Here is a 16720-nt window from a genome sequence, read left to right as displayed (position 1 = left end):
CGAGCCGCCGCGCGCGACCAACCCCGCCGGGGCCGGCGTGCGACGCAGCGCACCAAAAAAGACGCCCGCTGCAAGCAGCGGGCGCGAATCCCAGTCAAGGAGGTGTCACACGAACTACAGGCCCAGATTAAGGAATTCGCCCGTCATGGACAACGAATCGATTTCACTATCGATATGACGGGACACGCTCACACCGGCACTTCGCGGGTCGAACAGTGGATGCCGCCGCCGCCCGATGCGATGCCGAGGATGTCGACCTGCACGATCGCCCGGTTTCCCGCATACGGCCGGATCGCGGCGATGGCGGCCGCGTCGGCCGCCGCGTCGTTGAACTTCGGCATGACGATCGCACCGTTGCACGCGTAGAAATTGATGTAGCCGGCCGCGAAATTCGTCATCTGCCGGTCGTTCAGGCTCGTGCCGGCCGACGTGCCGAAATTGACCGGCGGCACCAGCTCGACGATCTGCAGCGGCCGGCCGTTCGCATCGGTCTCGCCCGCGAGCCGTTGCCGGTTGGCGTCCGTCAACGCGCGTTCGCCGGTCGAATTCGACGCGTCGTAACAGCACGCGACCACGCCGGGCGCGAGAAAGCGCGCGTAGAAGTCGACGTGCCCGTTCGTGATGTCGGTCTCGCCGGCCGGCGTCGCCGCGCCACCGGCGCCGCCCACGCCGCTGCTGCGCGGATAGGTTGCCGTGCCCGGCAGCCAGATGATCTTCCGCACGCCGAGCGTGCGCTGCAGTTCGGCGAGCACCGTGTCTTTCGCCGTCGGCAGCAGCGTCGCATTCGCGATCACCCCGTTCGGGATGTCGAACAGTTGCGGATTCCGGTTCACGTGCAGCACGGACGATTCGGTGAGGATCGCCGTCGCGTCGCCGTCGAATTCGATCGCGCCGCCTTCGAGCGTCAACGTGCTGCGGATCAGGCTCGCGCCTTTCCGCTGCGCCATCCAGCCCGCCACCGTGTTGTCGCGCCCGAACGGCTGGAAGAACTTGCCCGCCTTCGACCGGTTGCTCGCGGCCGCGACTTCCGGCGGGACCGTCGCGCCGGGGCTCATGCCGGCGCCGTCGGTGTTCGCGTTGCCCCAGCCATTGAAATTGAAACCGACCGCATTCAGCGCATTGTCGTTCGTCGTATCCCTGACGAACAGGCACCCGGTGTCGCGCACCCAGAAATCGTTGAAGCCGTCGGCGAGCGGCACAAGGTTGATCCCGCCCGCGCCCGCGGCGCGTGCCGCGTAGCGCGCATGCAGGTCCGGGTTCGCGACGCTCGCGGTCGCGAGCAGCGCGCGAGCCGCGTCGAGATCGGCCGGCAGCACCAGCATGTCGACCGGTTCGGTTGCGCCGATCGCCTTCGCGACGTCCATCAGGTCGGCCCGCACGCGGTCGATGCCGGCATCCGTGCTTTGCGGCGTGACGGGCAGCCAGATGCCGTCCGCACCGGACGCGAAGGCCATGTAGGTCGACGCGTGCGGCGCATCTTCGGCAGGCAGCCGGTACGTGACCGACCGCGTCGACGGCTTCGTGCCGGGTGTGGTGCCTGGCGACGTGGAAGCCGCGCCGGATGCACCGTCGCTGCCGCCGCCACCGCAAGCGGCCAGGCTGCCCAGCAGCGGCACGCCGAGAAAGGCGGCCGAATACCGGATGAAGCTGCGCCGGCCGTTATCGGGTGTGCGCTGCATGCGCTTGCCGGTGCTCGCATGGGTACGTCGTTTCGTCATGTTTCAACTCCTTTGTGCGGTCGGCGCGCACGCGTGCACGCCGGCTTCCGTCTCGCAAGACGGACTCCGCATTGTTTTCAGTAGTCCGGAATGAACTGTTGCCTGCTACGGTCGTACGGGCCGGTCACGCATGCCGGCCCGCGGCCGCGCTCAGGCCGGCTGCTGTTGCGTGGTGCAGTGGATGCCGCCGCCGCCCGCGGCGATGCCGTCGATGTTCAGCTGAATGATCTCGCGCCCCGGAAACAGGTCGACGAGCGTGTCGCGCGTATTGCGGTCGGCGCGGCTGTCGCCGAACGCCGGCGCGATCACCGCGCGGTTGCACACGTAGAAGTTGATGTAGCCGGCCGCGAACTCGTCGTTCTCGTATTGATGCCGGACGGACTTCGGCCCCGGCAGCACGACGACTTTCAACGGGCGGCCCTTCGCGTCGGTGGATTTCCGCAGGATCTCCAGATGCTGTCGCGTCACCGCGTGGTCGTATGAAGACGGATCGGTATCGAGCCCGGCCACCACCACACCCGGGCTCGTGAAGCGCGCATAGAAGTCGGTATGCCCGTCGGTGATGTCCTTGCCCGCGATGCCCGGCAACCAGATGATCTTCTTCAGCCCCAGCAGCCGGCTCAGCTCCGTCTCGCACTGTGCCTGGCTGACGCCCGGATTGCGGTTCCGGTTGAGCACGCAGCTGCGCGTGATGATCGCCGTGCCCTCGCCGTCCACCTCGATGCCGCCGCCTTCGAGCACCAGCCGCGTGTCGAGCAGCCGCGCACCGGCGCGCTCCGCCACGAACGGCGCAACTCCCGCGTCCTGGTCGTGCTCCTGCTTGTTGCCCCAGCCGTTGAAATTGAAGCTCACGCCGCCGAGCTGGCCCGACGCGTTCTTCACGAACACGGGCCCCGTGTCGCGCATCCACAGATCGTCGACCGGGTGCTGGACGAGCTCGACCGATGAACCGCACAACCGCGACGCGATCGCATAGTCCTGCTCGCGCACCAGCATCTTGAGCGGCTCGTGCGCGGCGATCGCCTTCGCGATCGCGGCCAGGTTCGCGCGCGCAACGGGCAACAGCCGCGCGCCCCAGATGTCCTCGCTCGGGCCGAACGCCATCCAGGTCGCCGTATGCGGCGCACCCTCGTCCGGCATGTGCCAGGTTGCGCCCTGCTGCGCGTGCGCGGCGCGGCCGAGCAACCCGCCCAGCGCGCCGGCGGCCAGCGCCGCCCCCGATACGGACAGGCCGCGTTGCAACAGTTGACGTCTCGTTGTCATGGCATTCCTCTTTCGCTTGCCGATTGCTTCGTTAGCTTCGTTAGCTTCGTTAGCTTCGTTAGCTTCGTTTGCTTCGTTTGCTTCGGTTGTTTCAGTCGTTCGGCGGCTTCACGATGCGCGGTCACGGCCGCGCCGTCTTGAAGCCGAGCCAGGTCCGGCCTTCCAGACGCATCGCGGCCGGCGATTCGGCGATCGGCGTGAACAGCGTGCGCCGCGTCGCCTCGTCCGGATAAATGCCGGGATCGCGTACCAGCGCCGGGTCCATCAGCTTCAGTGCGCCCTGGTTCGCATTCGCGTAGCGCGTCGAATTCGAGATCCTCGCGATCACGTCCGGACGCAGGATGTAGTTGATGAACGCATGCGCGTTGTCCGGATGCTTCGCGGAGGCCGGAATGACCATCGCGTCGAACCACATCAGGGTGCCGATCCGCGGAATGTCGTACACGACGTCGCGTTTCGGATCGCGCGCCTTCGCCTTCTGCGCGGCCAGGTTGATCGCGCCGGAGAAGCCGACCGTCACGCACAGCTCGCCGTCGATCAACTCGTTGGCATCGGACGAATTGACGAACTCGCGGATGAACGGCCGGATCTTCATCAGCATCGCCTGCGCGGCCGCATAGTCCTGCGCGGACGGGTGCATCGGATCGCGGCCGACATAGCGCAGCGCCAGCGGCAGCACGGTGCTCGCGGAATCCTGCAGGCCCAGCCCGCACTTCGCGGCGACGCGCGCCGCGATCTCCGGCTTGAACAGCAGGTCGAGGCTGTCGGCCGGCATGTCCTTGCCGAGGATCGCGCGCACCCTGGCGCGGTCGTAGCCGACGCCCACGGTGCCCCACATGTACGGCACGCCATACTGGTTGCCCGGATCGGATTGCGCCATCTGCTTCAGCAGCGACGGATCGAGATACTTCAGGTTCGGCAGCCGGTTCTTGTCGAGCTTGCGAAACACGCCGGCCTGGATCTGCTTGGCCATGAAGTCGTTGGTCGGCCACACGAGGTCGTAGCCGCTGTTGCCGGTCAGCAGCTTCGACTGCAGCGTCTCGTCGCTGTCGTACGCGTCGTAGCGCACCTTGATGCCGGTTTCCTTCTCGAAGCCGGCCAGCGTATCCGGCGCGAAGTAATTGCTCCAGTTGTACAGGTTCAGCACCTTCTCTTCGTCGGCGCGGGCCGTGCCGGCCAGCACGCACAGCGCGAGGCCCGGCACCACGAAGCGCAACCCTCCTTGCCGTTTCATCGGGCCTCCCTCATCGATAACACGACGACACGCCGTCGCTGGTCAGCAACGTGCGGTACATCTCCGGGCGGCGATCGCGGAAAAAGCCCCACGATTGCCGGTCGGCGCGAATCGCGTCGAGATCGAACGTGTGCACGAGCACGGCTTCATCGGTGCGGTTCGCCTCGGCCCGCTTCTCGCCGGTGTGATCCGCGATGAAACTCGACCCGTAGAACACGCCCGTGAGCCCCTGCTGCGCCGGATTGCCGTTGCCGAAGCCGACTTCGCGGCCGATCCGGTTCGCGGCCACGACCGGCACCATGTTGGCGGCCGCGTGGCCCTGCATCGTGCGCTGCCAGTGGCCGGACGAATCGAACGCACTGCTGAACGGCTCCGAGCCGATGATGGTCGGAAAGCACAGGATCTCGGCGCCCATCAGCGCGAGGCTGCGCGCCGTTTCCGGATACCACTGGTCCCAGCAGATGCCGATGCCGATCCGGCCGAAGCGCGTGTCCCACACCTTGAAGCCGGTGTCGCCCGGCGTGAAATAGAACTTCTCCGTATAGCCCGGCCCGTCCGGGATATGCGTCTTGCGATAGACGCCGAGCACGCGCCCGTCCGCGTCGGCCACGGCGATCGAGTTGTACGCGGCATTGCCCGCACGCTCGAAGAAGCCGATCGGCAGCACGATGCCGAGCTCGCCGGCCAGCGCCGCGAAACGGGCGATCTGCGCGTTGCCTTCGAACGGCTGCGCGAGTTCGAGATGGCGCACGTTCTGGTCGAGGCAGAAGTACGGCATCGCGAACAGCTCCGGGCACAGCACGAGATTCGCGCCCTGTGCGGCGGCCGCGCGGATCAGGCGCTCCGCGGTGGCCATGTTGTCTTCGAGATTCCAGCTGCCCGACGCCATCTGGACGGCGGCGACGGTGATGTGTTTGGACGGCATTGCGATTGCTCCTCGGTCGAACCGGAAAGCGCTGACGAAACGTCGCTCAGTCTGCGACGCACGGCTGCTGCTGCGTCGAGCAGTGGATGCTGCCGCCGCCGATCGACAACGTCGGGATCGGCAGCATCTCCACGTTGCGCCCGGGGAACGCGCGGCTGAATACCTCGCGCGCCGCTTGATCCTGCTCGACGCCGAACGCGGACACGATCACCGCGCCGTTCACCAGAATGTAGTTCGCATAGCAATCGCAGTAACGCTCGGAGCCGAAGCGTTCGGTGACGATCGGCGACGGCAGGTCGAGCAGCTCGAAGCGGCGCCCCGCCGCATCGGTCGCCAGCTCCAGCGCGCGACGGTTTTCCCGCATCACGTGAAAATAGTCGCCCTGCTCCGGCAGCGCGGTCTGGCACAGCATCCGGCCGGGTGCGATGAACGACGCGATGCCGTCCACGTGCCCGTTCGTCTCCACTTCGTCGGGATTGCCCGGCAGCCAGATGATCTTCTCGACGCCCAGCATCCGCCGCAGCTCCGCCTCGATCTCCGCGCGGCTCAGGTGCGGATTGCGATTCGGATGCAGCAGGCAGCTCTCGGTGGTGACCAGCGTGCCCTGCCCGTCGACATAGAACGCGCCGCCCTCCAGCACCAGGTGCGAATTGAAGATCTCCGCGCCGGCCGCGCGGGCGATGTCCTGCCCGGCCTGCTGGCAGCCGTCGTACGGCTGGTATTTCTCGCCCCAGCAGTTGAAGCGGAACACGGCCGCGCCGAGCCTGCGCTGTTCGCTCACGAGGAAGACCGGCCCGCAGTCGCGCAGCCAGTTGTCCTCGGCCGCGACCGGCAGCACGTCGACGCTCGCGCCGACCATCTCGCGCGCGGCGTCGGCCTGGCTGTAGTGTGCGGCCACCACGCAGCGCTGGTAGCGGGCGATCGTCCGCGCGACCAGCGCGAATTCGCGGCATACCTGCGCGTAATGGCTCCCCCACAGATCCTCGCGATCGTGGAGAACCGGCCATCCGAGCCACGTGGCATCCATGGATTCCCATTCCGCGGGCATCCGGTAACCGCGCTGGCGAGCATCAAAGCGACCCATCGTTCAGCCTCCGTTGTGATTGATGGCCGATTGTGCGTCAGGTTAAACTTGACGAATATTGATATTTATTGGCCGAATCAATCAATCTGGCTCATACCTCGATGCAACGCGTTCCTTCCCTGAAACTGCTGACCGGCTTCGAAGCCGCGGCCCGATTGGGTAATTTCTCGCGCGCGGCCGACGAGCTGCACCTGTCGCAATCGGCGATCAGCCATCAGATCCAGCAGCTCGAAGCGCAACTCGGTCAGCCGCTGTTCCGCCGGCGCGGCCGCGGTGTCGAACTGACCATCGCCGGCGAGGTCCTGCAGCGCAGCGTGCAGCGCGCGATGGACACGTTGCGCGGCGGCCTCGACCGCATCGCGACCTACCTGAACCCGGGGCTCGTCGTGCTCGTGTGTCCCGCGCCGTTGCTGCATGGCTGGCTGCAGCCGCGCCTCGAGCAGTTGCAGCACGCGCTGCCCGACCTGTGCCCGCTGCTGTCGACCGACGAAACCGCGCGCTACGTCGACGAAATCGACGTCGACATGACGATCGGCACGCGGCCGATGCTGCAGCCCGGCCTGCTCGATATCCCGTTCATGCGCGACGAATGGGTGACGGTGTGCGCGACGCCGCTGGCAGCGCAACTCGAACGCGTGCCGCGCGACGCGCACCCGCTGCACGCGGGCGTCATCTGTCTCGAAGCCAGCCTGACCGACGAGCGTCTCGCGACGGTGTTTCGCGAGCAGCTGTCGGCATTCCGGATGCATGCGATCTACGACGACCAGCGGCTCGTGCTGGACGCCGTGCTGCGCGGCCGCGGCATCGCGTGCCTGCCGCGCCTCGTCGCGCAGGCAGGCATCGACCAGCGCACGCTGACCGTGCTCGCCGATTACCCGCGCCTGCCCGGCACCACGTGGTGGCTGTCGCGCATGGAAGGCCCGTCGCGCTCGCCGATCGTCGAGCGGATGTTCGAATGGCTGGTCGAGCAAGGCAGCCTGTCGAGCGCATCCGATCCGGCGCCCGACCACGCGACGCCTCCGCCCGCGTAATCGCACGCCGCAAAAAAAAGTCCCGCCGGATGGCGGGACGTTCGTCATGATGCGAATGCGCTCGATGCGCACACTGCGCAGCCGATCACGGCTCGTGACGCAGATACCCTTCCTTGCTCGGATCGCGCATCCGCCACGACACGATCAACGAGATCGCGCACAGCACGGTCACGTACCAGTAGAAGGTTTCCTCGCTGCCGATCGACTTGAACCACAGCGCGACGTACTCGGCGGAACCGCCGAAGATCGCGTTCGCGACCGCATATGACAGGCCGACGCCCATCGCGCGCACTTCCGGCGGGAACATCTCGGCCTTGATCAGCCCGCTGATCGACGTGTAGAAGCTGACGATCGCGAGCGCGACGGTGATCAGCACGAATGCGGCCACCGGGCTCGTCACGTCCTTCAGCGCATGCATCAGCGGCACCGTGCCGATCACCGCGAACGAACCGAACAGGATCATCGACGTGCGGCGGCCGATCTTGTCGGACAGCGCGCCGAACACCGGCTGCATCAGCATGTAGACGAGCAGCGCGACGGTCATCACGTTGCTGGCCGTCTTCGCATGCATGCCGGCCGTGTTCACGAGGTACTTCTGCATGTACGTCGTGAACGTATAGAAGATCAGCGAGCCGCCGGCCGTGAAGCCGACCACCGTGAAGAACGCGCCCTTGTGCTGCCACACGCCGCGGATCGTGCCCGCGTCTTTCTTGTCGCGCGATGCGGTCGTCGACGTTTCATCGAGCGACTTGCGCAGGTACAGCGAGATCAGCGCGGCCGCCGCGCCGACCACGAACGGGATGCGCCAGCCCCACGCCTTCAGTTCGTCGGCCGACAGCGTCTGCTGCAGGATCACGAGCACGAGCAGCGCGCACAGCTGGCCGCCGATCAGCGTCACGTACTGGAACGACGCGAAGAAGCCGCGACGGCCCTTCAGCGCCACCTCGCTCATGTAGGTCGCGCTCGTGCCGTATTCGCCGCCCACCGACAGCCCCTGGAACAGCCGCGCGACCAGCAGCAGCGCCGGCGCGAGCGCGCCGATCTGCGCATAGGTCGGCAGCACCGCGATCACGAGCGAGCCGCCGCACATCATCAGCACCGAGATCATCATCGCGTTGCGGCGGCCGTGGCGGTCGGCGATGCGGCCGAACAGCCAGCCGCCGATCGGACGCATCAGGAAGCCGGCCGCGAACACCCCGGCCGTGTTCAGCAGTTGCGTCGTCGTGTTGCCGCTCGGGAAGAACGCCGGCGCGAAGTACAGCGCGCAGAACGAGTAGATGTAGAAGTCGAACCACTCGACGAGGTTGCCCGACGAGGCGCCGACGATGGCGAACACGCGCCGCCGGGTGTCATGCGCGGACAGCGCAGCTTGGTCGGTCTGGACGTCCATGGATTGGTCAGTTCCTTTTAGTGCTTTCTGGGCGAGACGGCTGGGGCCGCCGCGTGCGGTTGCACGTGGCACCGGTTCCGGCGCACGGCGCTACGGAATTTTAGCGAAATGTAAAGTAACGGGCTCTCCGGGTTCGTCCGGATGTAGAAGATTTTTCTCCTGCCACGCGTTCGTCATATGAAAACGCCAGCCGCAAGGCTGGCGTCCGATGCAAACTTTCCGCAGGCGACGTTCAGATCCGCACCTCCGGCGGCACGTAGCGGCACTCGTAGCGCTTGCGCACGGTGCCGGCCTCGTCGACGCTTTCCAGGAACACGTCGAATTGCCAGAGCCGCGCCATGTGCTTGAGCACCTCGTCGCTGTCGTTCGACAGGTGGCGGTTGTCGGTCATGAAGTGGCGCAGCGTGAGACTGCGGTCGCCGCGCGTATTCACCGCCCACACCTGGATGTTCGGCTCGCGGTGATGGATGTCGTACTGCCGCGACAGCGCCTGCCGCACGTACTGGTAGCCCGAATCGTCGTGGATCGCCGACACCTCGAGCGAATCGCGCATGTCGTCGTCGAGCACCGAGAACAGCCGCATGTCGCGAATCAGGCTCGGCGACAGATACTGCGCGATGAAGCTCTCGTCCTTGAAGTTGCGCATCGCGTAGTGCATCGCCGGCAGCCACGGGGTGCCCGCGATCTCCGGAAACCACTTGTAGTCTTCTTCCGTCGGCGCTTCGCAGATCCGCCGGATGTCGCTCATCATCGAGAAGCCGAGTGCATACGGGTTGATCCCGCTGTAGTACGGCTTCGTGACGGGCGGCTGGTAGACCACGTTGCTGTGCGAGTGCAGGAATTCCATCATGAAGCTGTCTTCCAGCTTCCCCTGGTTGTACAGCGTATTCAGCAGCGTGTAGTGCCAGAACGTTGCCCAGCCTTCGTTCATCACCTGCGTCTGCCGCTGCGGGTAGAAATACTGGCCGATCTTGCGCACGATGCGGATCACTTCCCGCTCCCACGGCTCGAGCAGCGGCGCATTCTTCTCCGCGAAATACAGCAGGTTCTCCTGCGGCTCGGGCGGATAGCGGTCTTCCTGCTCTTCCATCAGCTCGGGCTTCTTGCCCGGCAGCGTGCGCCACAGTTCGTTCACCTGCGACTGCAGGTACGCCTCGCGCTCGCGCCGCAGCGCGGCTTCCTTCGACAGCGAAGGCTTCTGCGGCCGCTTGTAGCGGTCGACGCCGTAGTTCATCAGCGCATGGCACGAATCGAGCAGTTCCTCGACGCGATCGAGGCCGTAGCGCTCCTCGCATTCCGCGACGTAGTTCTTCGCGTACACGAGATAGTCGATGATCGCGTGTGCGTCGGTCCATAGCCGGAACAGGTAGTTGCCCTTGAAGAACGAGTTGTGCCCGTACGCCGCGTGCGCGATGACGAGCGCCTGCATCGTCATCGTGTTCTCTTCCATCAGGTACGCGATGCACGGGTTCGAGTTGATGACGATTTCGTACGCGAGCCCCATCTGGCCGCGACGGTAGCTCTTCTCGGTCGACAGGAAATGCTTGCCGAACGACCAGTGACGGTAGTTGACGGGCATCCCGACCGACGCATACGCGTCCATCATCTGCTCGGCGCTGATCAGTTCGAGCTGGATCGGGTAGATATCGAGCTCGTATTGTTCGGCAACCTGCGAGATGTGCGTGTCGTATTCCTCGAGCAGTTCGAACGTCCAGTCGGACGGGCACGGCAGCGGCTTGCGTTCGGCAACGTTCATACGCGCTTCCTTTCGCCCGGAGCCGGGCAAGTCGGCGGCCGGCGGCGGTGGTTCGGCCTGCCCGCGTTGCTGCGATGCGGCAGGGCCGGCCGTGTCGTCGCCGGAAGGGCGCGGCGCATAGCCGCGCGACTCGTTGTGCAGATGGCGGGTCGTCATGACATTTCCACCTGCTTTTCGAACAATTCGCGAAACACCGGGTAGATGTCGGCAGCCGATTCGACTTTTTTCATCGCGAGGTGCGGCTGAGACAAGGCCAGTTGCGCGTATTCCAGCCACAGGTTCTGCTCTTCCGGCGCGACCTGGATATACGCGAAGTAACGCGTCTTCGTGAGGATATCCTCTTCCAGGATTTTGCGACACTTGGGCGAATCGTCGGTCCAGTTGTCGCCGTCGGACGCCTGCGCGCCGTAGATGTTCCACTCGGTCGGCGAGTAGCGCTCGTTCATCACCTTGCGCATCAGCTCGAGCGCGCTCGACACCACCGTGCCGCCGCTCTCGGTCGAATGGAAGAAGGTGTCCTCGTCGACTTCCTCGGCTCGCGTGTGGTGACGGATGAACACGACCTCGATGCGCTCGTAGTTCCGCTTGAGGAACAGGTAAAGCAGGATGAAGAAGCGCTTCGACAGATCCTTGCGCTGCTCGTCCATCGAGCCCGACACGTCCATCAGGCAGAACATCACGGCCTGGCTCGACGGTTGCGGCTGCTTCACGCGGTTGATGTAGCGCAGGTCGAACGGATCGATGAACGGAATCCGCCAGATGCGCCCCTTCAGGTGATGGATCTCGGCCTCGAGCACCGCGATCTCCGCGCGCCGGTCTTCCGGATCGCTCTTCATCGCCTCGAGTTGCGCCTCGAGTTCGCGCAGCTCGTTGACGAGCGGCGAGCCGAGCGCGATGCGACGCCCGAGCGCGCTGCGCAGCGAACGCACGACGTCGATGTTGTTCGGCGTGCCTTCCGCCGACCAGCCCGCGCGCACGTTCTTCCAGCTCGGCACCGTCAGCAGGTGCGTCTTCACGAGGCGCGGCAGTTCGAGATCGTCGAAGAAGTACTGCATGAACTCGTCGCGCGACAACTCGAATACGAAGTCGTCCTGCCCTTCGCCCTCGTTGCTCGCCTGACTGCCCCCGCCGCCCGAGCCGCCCTGCGGACGCGGGATCTTGTCGCCGCGCACGTAGTCCTCGTTGCCGGGGTGCACGTATTCACGACGTCCGCCAGGGGCGTGCCGAAAATTCGGCTCCGCGATGTCCTTGCGCGGAATCGTGATGCTTTGCGTGCTCTGGATATCCTTGATGCTACGGTCGCGCACCGCGTCGGACACGGCACGACGAATGTAGTTCTTGACGCGACGCAGAAAGCGTTCGCGGTTGGCGATACTCTTGTTCTTGCCGGCCAGCCTGCGGTCGATGATTTGATGAAGCACTCCCGGTCTCCCGCTCGAAAGTCGATATGCCGGGACGCTCGCCGCACATGCCGTCTCCCGTCATGCGGGCGGCGTCTCTGAAAACACCCGTACGGCGACGCCGTACGGGCGCGGTACCGCGCGCGTCATGACGACTTGCGCACGCGCAGGTACCAGTCGCAAAGCAGCCTCACCTGCTTCGGCGTATAGCCCTTCGCGACCATCCGGTTCACAAAGTCCTCATGCTTGCGCTGCTCCTCCGCCGAACCCTTGGCGTTGAACGAAATCACCGGCAACAGTTCCTCGGTGTTCGAGAACATCTTCTTCTCGATCACGACGCGCAACTTCTCGTAGCTCGTCCACACGGGGTTCTTGCCGGCATTCGCCGCCCGCGCACGCAACACGAAGTTCACGATCTCGTTGCGGTAATCCTTCGGATTACTGATGCCGGCCGGCTTCTCGATCTTCTCCAGCTCCGCGTTCAGCGCGGCGCGGTCGAAGCTCTCGCCCGTGTCGTGATCGCGGAATTCCTGGTCCTGGATCCAGAAGTCCGCATACGTGACGTAGCGGTCGAAGATGTTCTGGCCGTACTCCGAATACGACTCGAGGTACGCCGTCTGGATCTCCTTGCCGATGAATTCCGCGTAGCGCGACGCGAGCACGTCCTTCACGAAGGACAGGTACTTCTGCTCGGTTTCCGGCGGGAACTGCTCGCGTTCGATCTGCTGTTCGAGCACGTACATCAGGTGCACGGGGTTGGCCGCCACCTCGCTCGAATCGAAGTTGAACACGCGCGACAGGATCTTGAACGCGAAGCGTGTCGACACGCCCGTCATCCCTTCGTCCACGCCCGCGTAGTCGCGGTATTCCTGGTACGACTTCGCCTTCGGATCGGTGTCCTTCAGGTTTTCGCCGTCATACACCTGCATCTTCGAGAACAGGCTCGAATTCTCCGGCTCGTGCAGGCGCGACAGCACCGAGAACTGCGACATCATCTTCAGCGTGCCCGGCGCGCAGACGGCCTCGGCCAGCGACGAGTTGCGGATCAGCTTCTCGTAGATCTTGGTCTCTTCCGACACGCGCAGGCAGTACGGCACCTTCACGACGAAGATCCGGTCGAGCAGTGCCTCGTTGTTGCGGTTGTTGCGGAACGCCTTCCACTCCGACTCGTTCGAGTGCGCGAGGATGATCCCGTCGAACGGAATCGCGCCGAAGCCCTCGGTGCCCTTGAAGTTGCCTTCCTGCGTGGCGGTGAGCAGCGGGTGCAACACCTTGATCGGCGCCTTGAACATTTCGACGAACTCGAGCAGCCCCTGGTTCGCCAGGCACAGGCCGCCCGAGTAGCTGTACGCGTCGGCGTCGTCCTGCGCGTACTGTTCGAGCTTGCGGATATCGACCTTGCCGACCAGCGACGAGATGTCCTGGTTGTTCTCGTCGCCCGGCTCCGTCTTCGCGATGCCGACCTGCCGCAGGATCGACGGATAGCGGCGCACCACGCGGAACTGGCGGATATCGCCGTTGTATTCGTGCAGCCGCTTGACGGCCCACGGACTCAGGATGTTCTTCAGGTAGCGGCGCGGAATGCCGTACTGTTCCTCGAGGATCGGACCGTCTTCGTCGTAGTCGAACAGCCCGAGCGGCGATTCGTTGACGGGCGAACCCTTCAGCGAATAGAACGGCACGCGCTCCATCAGTTGCTTCAGACGCTCGGCGATCGACGACTTGCCGCCGCCCACCGGGCCAAGCAGATAGAGGATCTGCTTCTTCTCTTCGAGCCCTTGCGCAGCGTGGCGGAAATAGGCGACCACCTGCTCGATCACCTCCTCCATTCCGTAGAACTCACGGAATGCGGGATAGACCTTGATGACCTTGTTCGCAAAGATCCGCGACAGGCGCGGGTCGTTGCGGGTATCGATGTGTTCAGGTTCCCCGATTGCTTCCAGCATGCGTTCACCAGCCGTCGCGTACGCGGATGGATCGTTCTTGCAGAGCGCGAGATACTCCTCCAGCGAGAGCTCTTCCTCTCGCGTTTTTTCGAAGCGGTTCGCGAAGCTGCTGTAAATATCCATGCTACCTCCCTCGCCTGAGTCTGAAGACGTGCCTGCCTTCGTACGACTGCGCAGAAGCAAGCGCGTTCGAATTCATCCTAAACCCTTTCTTATTTTTTTTCACGAACTCTTCGTATGAAGTTCGTCATTCTCGACAACACCGCTTGGACAACACATTTCGTCGTTTTACAATCGACCTCCCGAGCCGCAGAAACTGCATCCGGCGCGTCTCGTCGAACAACGGAACGTCTTGTGTGTTGGACACCTCCGACGTCGTCGCTTCTCCCCTTCATCCCTATACGTTCGAGCGGTCGTTTTCGACGACACGTTGCGCGCGCCGTTACAAATTTTTTTCGCAGCGCCCTTACGGAAATACCCGTACGACGGATGCGGGAACATGACGCACAACCTGTGCACGCATCCTTCGATGCACGTTTCACCCGGCATGCGACGTGGCACGCTCGTCATTCATGCCCGTCGCCTGTCACATTTCTTCCGTCGCGGAAACGACGACGCCCGCATGTCGCGGGCGTCGTTCGTCACCAAATGGGGATAGATGCGCGGCGCGCGCGAATCAGAAGGTTTCCCAATCGTCCGCGTCGGCGGTAGCGGCCGCTTGCGCGGGTGCTGCAGAAGCCGCGACAGGCCGGCGTACCGGCGCCGCCGCGGCGACGCGTTTCGGGGGTGCGTCGCGCTCGTCGCGCGCAGCAGCCTGGACGGGCACCGCCACCGTTGCGGCGGCCGCACGCGGCGCGTGACGCACGGCAACCGGGGCCGCGACACCCGGGCGTGCCTCGTCTTCATTGAGCTGGAAGACCGCTGCCGTTTCGCGCAGGCGCCCGGCCTGTTCGTCGAGCGATTGCGCGGCAGCCGCGGCTTCCTCGACGAGCGCCGCATTCTGCTGCGTGACCTCGTCCATCTGCGCGACCGCGCGCGCCACCTGGTCGATCCCGCCGCTCTGCTCCTCGGACGCCGCCGCGATCTCGCCCATGATGTCGGTCACGCGCTGCACCGCGCTGATCACGTCGCTCATCGTGCGCCCCGCTTCGTCGACCAGCGTGGAACCCGAGCGAATGCGCTCCACCGATGCGTCGATCAGCACCTTGATCTCCTTGGCCGCGGTCGACGAACGCTGGGCCAGGCTGCGCACCTCGCCCGCGACGACCGCGAAACCGCGGCCTTCCTCGCCTGCCCGCGCCGCTTCGACTGCGGCATTCAGCGCAAGAATGTTGGTCTGGAACGCGATTCCCTCGATGATCGCGATGATGTCCGCGATCTTGGCCGAGCTGTCGTTGATCTCGCCCATCGTGCCGACCACCTGGCCGACCACCGTATTGCCCTTGTTTGCAATCTCTGACGCGTTCGCGGCCAGCGAACTCGCCTGGCGTGCATTGTCCGCGTTCTGTTTCACGGTGCCGGTCAGCTGCTCCATGCTCGACGCGGTTTCCTGCAGCGCCGCGGCCTGTTCCTCGGTGCGCGACGACAGGTCGATGTTACCGGCCGCGATCTGGCGCGCCGCGGTCGCGATCGACTCGCTGCCGCCGCGCACGGTGCGCACCGTGTCGACGAGCCCGCGCTGCATCTTGCCGAGGCCTTCGAGAAGCTGGCCCATCTCGTCACGGCGATCCACGACGATCGGCCGGCGCAGGTCGCCGGCGGCAATCGCATCGAAATGCGCGAGCGCGTCGGCAATCGGACGGCCGATCGCGCGGCTCAGCGTCAACCATGACACCACCGCGGCGGCGAGGCCGGCCAGCAGCGCGACGATCGCCAGCACGCGCACCGTGTCGAACGCGGATTCCGCACGGTCGAAGCCGGCTTGCGCATCGGTGAACTGGAAGTTGCGCAGCGCCTCGCTCGCCACCGAGAGGTCGTTGTAGCGCGCCTGGAGCTGCTTCGCGCCTTCGCCGATCCGGTCGGTCTGGTTCGCCCCGATCACGCTCGCGAACGCGTCACACTCGTGCTGCAACGCCTGCCGCTTCGCGGCGACGTCCTGTGCGAGCCGGTCTTCCTCCGGGCCGCGCGGCAACGCGAGGTATTTCTGCCACCACGTATCGGACTGCGCGCGCATCGCGCGGCTTCGTTCGACGGCGGCCGCCGCGTCGGGCGTGCCGGCCAGCAGCGCCCCACGGTCGAGCGCCAGGCGTTCGCGCGCGGCGTAGATCTCGGCCACCGAAACATCGACCGCGCTGGGCATCTGGTTCGTGAAAACCTCGCGCGTCGTGTCGTTCGCGCGCGTCATGCCGTACACGCCAAGCGCGCCGATCACCCCCAGGAGCACCGCCAGAAACGCCATCGTGAAACCGATGCGCGCACGAATCGTCAGGTTTTTGAACACCATCATCCTTCCTGTGTTGCGTCGTGATGGACGGGACAGGCCCGTCGCTTCGAAGCATTGCTTCACTTGGTGCATTTACGACCATGCACCGCACAACTTGATGGTGTTTCCGCTATTTTTTCGAATTATTCGTCTGTTTATTACAAACAGCTAAATGAATAATGCGTGTTTCAGCATGTTTTGGAAGCCAGGGGATGGGCGGCGCTCCGCTGCCGGCGCGCATCGCAGGTAGCCGGCCGGCCGTCGTTTGCGACGTACCGGCCGAGATGCTTGATCAGGCCCTATTCGGCCAGTTCGGCCAGCGTGGGAATCGACGGCTGTGCGCCCGCTCGCGTGACCGACCGTGCCGCGGCGCGTTGCGCGAAGCGGATGGCCGTATCGACGTCCGCGCCGGCCGCGAGCCGTGCGGAAAAGCCGCCGATGAAGGTATCGCCGGCCGCCGTCGTGTCGACGGCCTGCACGGCCGGCGCCGGATAATGCCGCGCCGCGCCGTCGGCCGTCAGCGCCAGCACGCCGCGCGCGCCGAGCGTCAA

Annotated in this window: 13 protein-coding genes; 2 read left to right on the top strand and 11 right to left on the bottom strand. The window is 65.1% G+C overall.

What is annotated here, in order from left to right:
• Positions 1 to 188: 188 nt before the first annotated feature.
• The 5 genes from G3N98_RS21760 to G3N98_RS21740 all read right to left on the bottom strand — a co-directional run bounded on the left by G3N98_RS21760 (position 189) and on the right by G3N98_RS21740 (position 6188).
• Positions 189 to 1718, bottom strand: coding sequence for an agmatine deiminase family protein (locus tag G3N98_RS21760; protein WP_206149192.1), 1530 nt, complete (start codon positions 1716 to 1718; stop codon positions 189 to 191).
• Positions 1719 to 1868: 150 nt separating this feature from the next.
• The gene (locus G3N98_RS21755) at positions 1869 to 2981 is read right to left on the bottom strand and encodes an agmatine deiminase family protein (protein WP_206149191.1); all 1113 of its coding nucleotides are present in this window, start codon (positions 2979 to 2981) and stop codon (positions 1869 to 1871) included.
• A 121-nt stretch (positions 2982 to 3102) separates the two neighbouring features.
• Positions 3103 to 4215 (bottom strand): polyamine ABC transporter substrate-binding protein, encoded by a 1113-nt coding sequence (locus G3N98_RS21750; protein ID WP_206149190.1) that lies wholly within the window; start codon positions 4213 to 4215, stop codon positions 3103 to 3105.
• A gap of 10 nt (positions 4216 to 4225) precedes the next feature.
• Positions 4226 to 5140, bottom strand: a complete 915-nt coding sequence (gene aguB / locus G3N98_RS21745; protein WP_089461011.1) for an N-carbamoylputrescine amidase — start codon at positions 5138 to 5140, stop codon at positions 4226 to 4228.
• Between the two features lie 46 nt (positions 5141 to 5186).
• On the bottom strand, positions 5187 to 6188 hold the full coding sequence (locus G3N98_RS21740; RefSeq protein ID WP_277396911.1) for an agmatine deiminase family protein: 1002 nt from the start codon (positions 6186 to 6188) through the stop codon (positions 5187 to 5189).
• 137 nt (positions 6189 to 6325) lie between these two features.
• On the opposite strand from G3N98_RS21740, the gene G3N98_RS21735 reads away from it, so the two are divergent.
• Positions 6326 to 7255, top strand: a complete 930-nt coding sequence (locus tag G3N98_RS21735) for a LysR family transcriptional regulator (protein WP_206149188.1) — start codon at positions 6326 to 6328, stop codon at positions 7253 to 7255.
• 85 nt (positions 7256 to 7340) lie between these two features.
• On the opposite strand, the gene G3N98_RS21730 is transcribed toward G3N98_RS21735, so the two are convergent.
• From G3N98_RS21730 to G3N98_RS21715, 4 genes are all read right to left on the bottom strand, one after another.
• A complete protein-coding gene (locus G3N98_RS21730; protein ID WP_089472729.1) occupies positions 7341 to 8645 on the bottom strand; it encodes an MFS family transporter in 1305 nt (434 codons plus the stop codon).
• Positions 8646 to 8877: 232 nt separating this feature from the next.
• Positions 8878 to 10557 carry a SpoVR family protein gene (locus G3N98_RS21725; protein WP_089425356.1) on the bottom strand — a complete coding sequence of 560 codons (1680 nt, stop codon included), beginning with the start codon at positions 10555 to 10557 and terminating at the stop codon, positions 8878 to 8880.
• A complete protein-coding gene (locus tag G3N98_RS21720) occupies positions 10554 to 11822 on the bottom strand; it encodes a YeaH/YhbH family protein (protein WP_039358726.1) in 1269 nt (422 codons plus the stop codon). Before G3N98_RS21720 ends, G3N98_RS21725 begins: the two co-directional genes overlap by 4 nt.
• Before the next feature lie 125 nt (positions 11823 to 11947).
• Complete coding sequence (locus G3N98_RS21715; RefSeq protein WP_011351905.1) at positions 11948 to 13870, bottom strand: PrkA family serine protein kinase; 1923 nt, start codon at positions 13868 to 13870, stop codon at positions 11948 to 11950.
• 376 nt (positions 13871 to 14246) lie between these two features.
• Between G3N98_RS21715 and G3N98_RS21710 the strand changes: the two genes are divergently transcribed.
• Positions 14247 to 14405 carry a hypothetical protein gene (locus G3N98_RS21710; protein WP_206149187.1) on the top strand — a complete coding sequence of 53 codons (159 nt, stop codon included), beginning with the start codon at positions 14247 to 14249 and terminating at the stop codon, positions 14403 to 14405.
• Between the two features lie 18 nt (positions 14406 to 14423).
• Here the strand turns inward: G3N98_RS21710 and G3N98_RS21705 are convergent, their stop codons facing one another.
• Both G3N98_RS21705 and G3N98_RS21700 read right to left on the bottom strand, forming a co-directional pair.
• A complete protein-coding gene (locus tag G3N98_RS21705; RefSeq protein WP_206149186.1) occupies positions 14424 to 16190 on the bottom strand; it encodes a methyl-accepting chemotaxis protein in 1767 nt (588 codons plus the stop codon).
• Between the two features lie 278 nt (positions 16191 to 16468).
• The coding region (locus G3N98_RS21700) for a PfkB family carbohydrate kinase (protein ID WP_241026025.1) at positions 16469 to 16720 on the bottom strand (252 nt) is incomplete at its 5' end.

Source organism: Burkholderia sp. Tr-20390 (assembly GCF_017104595.1).
In the GTDB taxonomy this organism is placed as follows: domain Bacteria; phylum Pseudomonadota; class Gammaproteobacteria; order Burkholderiales; family Burkholderiaceae; genus Burkholderia.
The sequence above is the reverse complement of the archived record's forward strand: the minus strand, read 5'-3'. Positions and strand labels throughout refer to the sequence as shown.